The 3,617-nt window shown below is 68.2% G+C and carries 1 protein-coding gene; it reads left to right on the top strand.

What is annotated here, in order from left to right; genetic code table 11:
* Window positions 1-3,542, top strand: a 3,542-nt coding sequence (locus L0H79_RS21415; protein WP_301486747.1) for a DNA-directed RNA polymerase subunit beta', incomplete at its 5' end; no start/stop codon positions are given.
* Window positions 3,543-3,617 lie beyond the last annotated feature (75 nt).

A 3,617-nucleotide genomic window follows, 5' to 3' on the forward strand; every position in this document is an offset into this window, starting at 1 on the left:
ACCTCGCCCCGAAGGACCTCGAGAAGGTCATCTACTTCGCGGCCTACATGATCACATCGGTCGACGAAGGGCAGCGCCACCAGGACCTGCCCTCGCTCGAGGCGCAGATCGAGGTCGAGAAGAAGGAGCTCGAGAACCGCCGCGACGCCGACGTCGAGGCCCGCGCTCAGCGGCTCGAGAAGGACATCGCCGAGCTCGAGGCCGAGGGAGCCCGTGCTGATGCGCGGCGCAAGGTTCGCGACTCCGCCGAGCGCGAGATGAACCAGATCCGCAAGCGTGCAGATCAGCTCGTCGAACGACTCGAGCAGGTCTGGGACCGGTTCAAGAACCTCAAGGTCCAGGACCTCGAGGGCGACGAGCTGCTCTACCGCGAGATGCGCGACCGCTTCGGTCTGTACTTCGAAGGCGGCATGGGCGCCGCCGCGATCCAGAAGCGTCTCGAGACCTTCGACCTGCAGGCCGAGGCCGAGACGCTCCAGGAGGTTATCGCCACCGGCAGGGGCCAGAAGAAGACCCGCGCCATCAAGCGGCTCCGGGTCGTCACGGCCTTCCAGACGACGACCAACCACCCGACGGGGATGGTCCTGGACGCCGTCCCGGTCATCCCGCCGGACCTGCGCCCGATGGTGCAGCTCGACGGTGGCCGCTTCGCGACCTCCGACCTCAACGATCTCTACCGCCGGGTGATCAACCGCAACAACCGTCTCAAGCGGCTGCTCGACCTTGGCGCGCCGGAGATCATCGTCAACAACGAGAAGCGGATGCTCCAGGAGGCCGTCGACAGCCTCTTCGACAATGGCCGTCGTGGCCGGCCGGTCACGGGCCCCGGCAACCGCCCGCTCAAGTCGCTGTCGGACATGCTCAAGGGCAAGCAGGGCCGGTTCCGCCAGAACCTGCTCGGCAAGCGCGTCGACTACTCCGGCCGCTCGGTCATCGTTGTCGGCCCCCAGCTGCAGCTGCACCAGTGCGGCCTGCCCAAGCAGATGGCCCTCGAGCTGTTCAAGCCGTTCGTCATGAAGCGCCTGGTCGACCTCGACCACGCCCAGAACATCAAGTCGGCCAAGCGGATGGTCGAGCGGTCCAAGCCGGTCGTCTGGGACGTCCTCGAAGAGGTCATCACCGAGCACCCGGTGCTGCTGAACCGGGCACCGACGCTGCACCGGCTGGGTATCCAGGCGTTCGAGCCGCAGCTCGTCGAGGGCAAGGCCATCCAGATCCACCCGCTCGTCTGCTCGGCCTTCAACGCCGACTTCGACGGTGACCAGATGGCCGTGCACGTGCCGCTGTCGGCGGAGGCGCAGGCTGAGGCCCGCATCCTCATGCTGAGCAGCAACAACATCCTCAAGCCGGCCGACGGTCGCCCCGTGACCATGCCCACCCAGGACATGATCACCGGCATCTTCCACATGACCGACGCCGTCGACGGCGGCGGTATCGGTGCGGGTCGGGCGTTCAGCAGCCCGGCCGAGGCCCGGATGGCCTTCGACCGCGGCGAGATCCTGCTCGGTTCGGCGATCAAGCTGCGCCTGGAGGACACCGTTCCCCCGGCCGGCTTCGAGCTGCCCGAGGGCGTCGAGCCCGGTGCCGACGGCCTCGTCGCGAGCCTGACGGTCGAGTCGACCCTGGGTCGCGCGCTCTTCAACGAGACCCTGCCGGTGGACTACCCGTTCATCAACACGCCCGTCGACCGCAAGACCCTGTCGGGCATCGTCAACGACCTCGCCGAGCGCTACTCCAAGGTGCAGGTCGCGGCTTCCCTCGACGCCCTGAAGGAGGCCGGTTTCCACTGGTCGACCCGCTCGGGCTGCACCGTCGCCATCTCCGACGTCATCACGCCGGACAACAAGACGGAGATCCTCGAGGGCTACGAGACCAAGGCGGCCAAGGTCCAGACCCAGTACGAACGCGGTCTGATCACCGACGACGAGCGTCGCCAGGAGCTCGTCGAGATCTGGACGCAGGCGAGCAACCAGGTCGCCAAGGAGATGGAGACCAACTTCCCGCGCACGAACCCCATCTACCGGATGGTCAGCTCGGGCGCCGGTGGTAACTGGTTCCAGATCCGTCAGATCGCCGGCATGCGTGGCCTGATGGCCAACCCGAAGGGCGAGATCATCCCGCGCCCGATCAAGGCGAACTTCCGTGAAGGCCTCACGGTGCTCGAGTTCTTCATCTCGACGCACGGCGCTCGTAAGGGTCTGGCCGACACGGCGCTGCGTACGGCCGACTCGGGCTACCTGACGCGACGTCTGGTCGACGTGAGCCAGGACGTCATCATCCGTGAGGACGACTGCGGTACCGACCGTGGCCTCAAGCTGCCGATCTCCTCGACGAACGAGATCACCGGCACGCGCAGCCTGAACGAGGTCGTCGAGGCCTCGATCTACGCTCGCACGTTGGCGGAGGACGTCGTCGTCGACGGCGAGACGCTCGCCGTGGCCGGCATCGACCTCGGAGACGTCGTCATCGATGCGCTCTACGCGGCCGGCGTCGACGAGGTGCGCATCCGTTCGGTGCTCACCTGCGACTCCAAGGTCGGCACCTGTGCCCTCTGCTACGGGCGGTCGCTCGCGACCGGCAAGCTCGTCGACATCGGCGAGGCCGTCGGCATCATCGCGGCCCAGTCGATCGGTGAGCCCGGCACGCAGCTGACGATGCGCACCTTCCACACCGGTGGTGCGGCCGCGGCCGATGACATCACCCAGGGCCTGCCGCGTGTCGTCGAGCTCTTCGAGGCGCGCACCCCCAAGGGTGTCGCCCCGATAGCGGAGGCCACCGGGCGGGTGATGATCGAGGACACCGACAAGGCACGTCGCATCCTGCTCACCCCGGACGACGGCTCCGACGAGCACGCCTACCCGGTGAGCAAGCGCGCCCGCCTGCTCGTGCAGGACGAGGACCACGTCGTCGTCGGCACGATGCTCGTCCAGGGCGCGATCGACCCGAAGCAGGTCCTTCGCATCCTCGGGCCCCGCGCCGCACAGACGCACCTGGTCGATGAGGTCCAGCGGGTGTACCGTCAGCAGGGCGTGTCGATCCACGACAAGCACATCGAGGTCATCGTCCGTCAGATGCTGCGGCGCGTGACGATCATCGAGGCCGGCGACGCCGACCTCCTGCCGGGCGAGCTGGCCGAGCGGGGCCGGTTCGAGTCGGAGAATCTGCGGGTCATGTCCGAGGGCGGGAGGCCGGCCTCGGGTCGCCCGGAGCTCATGGGGATCACCAAGGCCTCGCTCGCGACCGAGTCGTGGCTGTCGGCAGCCTCCTTCCAGGAGACCACGCGGGTGCTCACGCAGGCGGCCATGGAGGCCAAGTCCGATCCGCTGCTCGGCCTCAAGGAGAACGTCATCCTCGGCAAGCTCATCCCCGCCGGCACGGGCCTGCCCCGATACCGAGACGTCACGGTCGAGCCGACCGAGGAGGCCAAGGCGGCGATGTACTCGCTGCCGAGCTACGACTCCTACGACTACACGGGCTTCGGCACCGGCAGCGGCGAGGCGATCCGTCTCGACGACGCCGAGCTGGGTCTCGACAAGCTCTGAGGAGCAGCCCCTCCGGTATGCCGCTGGGCCCCGGGGGGGGCCCCACCCGCCGCCCGGGGCCCCCGCCCGGGGCCC

Origin of the sequence: Intrasporangium sp., assembly GCF_030452765.1 — a bacterium.
Classification (GTDB): Bacteria; Actinomycetota; Actinomycetes; order Actinomycetales; family Dermatophilaceae; genus Intrasporangium_A.